We start from the raw sequence: 2,371 nt of genomic DNA on the forward strand, positions 1-2,371 counted from the left end.
GCGTATAATCGTCGGCAGCGTCAGATGTGTATAAGAGACAGGCCGTGCGGAATGCCGTCGAGGAACCGCCCGAGATAACGGCGCTGCTCCTCCGTCAGCGCCGTGTCGCCGAGCGCCGTGATGGCGACCACCGGCACCTTTGCGCGCTGGATGCGCTGGCGCAACCGCTCGTCGAGTGCCGGCAGGGTCGGCTGGTCAAACAGGATGTCCAGCCCGATCGCCCGCACCCCCGCCGCCTCCAGCGTCCCCACCAGATCGGCGAGGAAGCCGCGGTCCACCGGCGACCGGCAGGCCAGCGTGGCGAACAGATCCTCTCCCAGCGTCACCAGCACGATGCCGGGATGCTGCGGGGCGGGCGGCGTGAAGTAGGCGATGGCGAGGTCGCGGAAGCTCTCATCGGCGGAGCGCAGGGGCGGCACCAAACGGGTCAGCCCCAGTGCCGCCGCCGACACGCCGACCACCGCGGCCAAGCCGACCAGTCCTTTGGCGAGCCACGGGGCTTTCGCCCAACCCGGCCTGCCCCCCGATGTCCCCAACGGCGGCGCCCTCACTCCACGCGCAAGATCACCTGCGCCATCACCAGTTCGGTCTGCTTCAGCGAGGCGAGTGTCCGCTCCAGCCGGGCCGCCGCCTCGTCGGACAGGGGCCGGAAGGCGTCCTGACGCCCTGGCAGGTCAGCGCCGAGATCGCGCCCGGCGGCGAAGCAGCGCACCTCCTGGTCGGCGGACAGGCTCCCCGACCGCTCCGCCGCGCGCAGCGGCACCGGCATGCGGTCGCCGGCCAGCGTCAGGGTGCGGTGCCCCTCCACCAGCGAGCTGGCCGATGGGCCCGGCGGGTAGATCGGCGTCAGCTGGCCGCGCGTGTTGCGCAGGTAGCAGTATAGGTGCGCGTCCCGGTTCGTCTGGAGCACCAGCGTCACCGCCTCCCCGGACCGGTAGGTCGGGTAGAGGCCGCGGTCGGTGGCGAGATAGAGGTTCAGCGGCGCCACGCTGTCCCGCACCGGGTCGAGCAGGGCCGCCGCCTGCGCGGCGCAGCCGGCGCCGGCCAGCCGGATGGCCAGCTCCGCGCCTTGTCCCGTCCCGATGCCATCTGCGGCGATCACGCGCAGGGTCAGGCTGTGGCGCACCCGCCCGTCCGGCCCGGCGACCGAGACGGCGGTGCCGTCGGTCATCGAAATCTCGCGCGGCCAGGGCACCGCGGCTCCCTTGTCCCAGCGCAGCGTGGCGGCCTCGCCCCCTTCCGCGCGCAGGGTGGCCGGGATCAGCGCCGGATCGGAGGGCTTGCGCAGCAGCACGGTGCCGCCGGACTTCACGCATTGGGTTCCGGCCCGGCCGGGGTCGAGGGTGAAGACCTGCTCCTCCCCCTTCTGCATCGGGGTTCCGACCGCGCGGGCGGCCCCCAGGTCGGTCTGGAAGAAGCGCTCCCCGCCGACGAGGCTGCCCACTCCGCCCCAACCCGAGGCGTCGGGCATGCGGTCGAGCGACCCGTCGAACGGTCCCTTGATCCGCAACATACGCCCGTTGGCGAAGAGGAACATGGCGTTGGCACCGTCCGGCACGGTGACCGCCGCGCCGTCGGGAACCAGTTGCCCCTGGGCGTAGCCGGGGGCAGTGGAGGCGACGACCACCGCCTGCTCCGCCGCCGCGCGGCCGGCGGTGAAGCCGACCGCTCCGACGGCGGCCAGCGTCAGGGCCGTCACCACGAGTCCGCTCAGGGTCCTGTGCGCCATGCTGGCCTCCACCGGCGGGGATCGCGGAATCATTGGCGTTTCCCGGACGCCTGTCCAGGCGGCGAAGGGGGAAGGACGGGGCTGCGGACCCGGCCCAAAGAAGGGCGGACGCCGTGAACGGACGGGCATGGTCGGACCTCCGAAATGATGCGCACCGGCCAAACCGCCGGCCCGTCGAGGCTAGACGGCGGAGGACGGCGGCCGCTGTGAGGCGCAGCACAAAGTTGCGCAGGAGTTGGGCACCCTCCAACGTACTCAGTGTGGCGGGCGCCACAGCGCGGCCCGGTCCAGCCCCTTAGAGTGCCGGGCAGGACCGGCGCCCCGTTGGTCCGCCCCAGCGCCCGAGGAGACCGACCATGACCGCCCGCCGCACCAAAGCCGATGTCGCCGAAGGTTTCGATGACCGCTTCGCCCGTCATGGAATCTTGGAGGTCGCCTATCTGCGGTCGGTGGAGATCGACGGCCTGCCCGCCTACGCCGTGTACGCCGCCAATGGCACCTGCCTGTGGCTGGACACCGACCGCGCATCGGCAGGGGCGACACTTCAGGAGCATGGGATGGAGCTGGTCAGCGTGCATTGAGAAAGCGGAGTTGATGGGGGCCTGTCTCTTATACACATCTCCGAGCCCACGAGACTATAAC

General features: G+C 71.6%; 3 protein-coding genes. 1 reads left to right on the forward strand and 2 read right to left on the reverse strand.

The features are described from left to right. Positions 1 to 20 precede the first annotated feature (20 nt). On the reverse strand, positions 21 to 461 hold the full coding sequence (locus tag Q4I23_RS32140) for a CHASE2 domain-containing protein (RefSeq protein ID WP_498528930.1): 441 nt from the start codon (positions 459 to 461) through the stop codon (positions 21 to 23). Between the two features lie 86 nt (positions 462 to 547). Then, on the reverse strand, positions 548 to 1,729 hold the full coding sequence (locus Q4I23_RS32145; RefSeq protein WP_498528929.1) for a DUF4384 domain-containing protein: 1,182 nt from the start codon (positions 1,727 to 1,729) through the stop codon (positions 548 to 550). A 356-nt stretch (positions 1,730 to 2,085) separates the two neighbouring features. Here Q4I23_RS32145 and Q4I23_RS32150 point away from each other — a divergent pair, with 356 nt between their 5' ends. Next, the gene (locus Q4I23_RS32150) at positions 2,086 to 2,310 is read left to right on the forward strand and encodes a DUF1150 family protein (protein WP_454018577.1); all 225 of its coding nucleotides are present in this window, start codon (positions 2,086 to 2,088) and stop codon (positions 2,308 to 2,310) included. Positions 2,311 to 2,371 lie beyond the last annotated feature (61 nt).

Source organism: Azospirillum sp. UFLA03-27 (assembly GCF_059803775.1).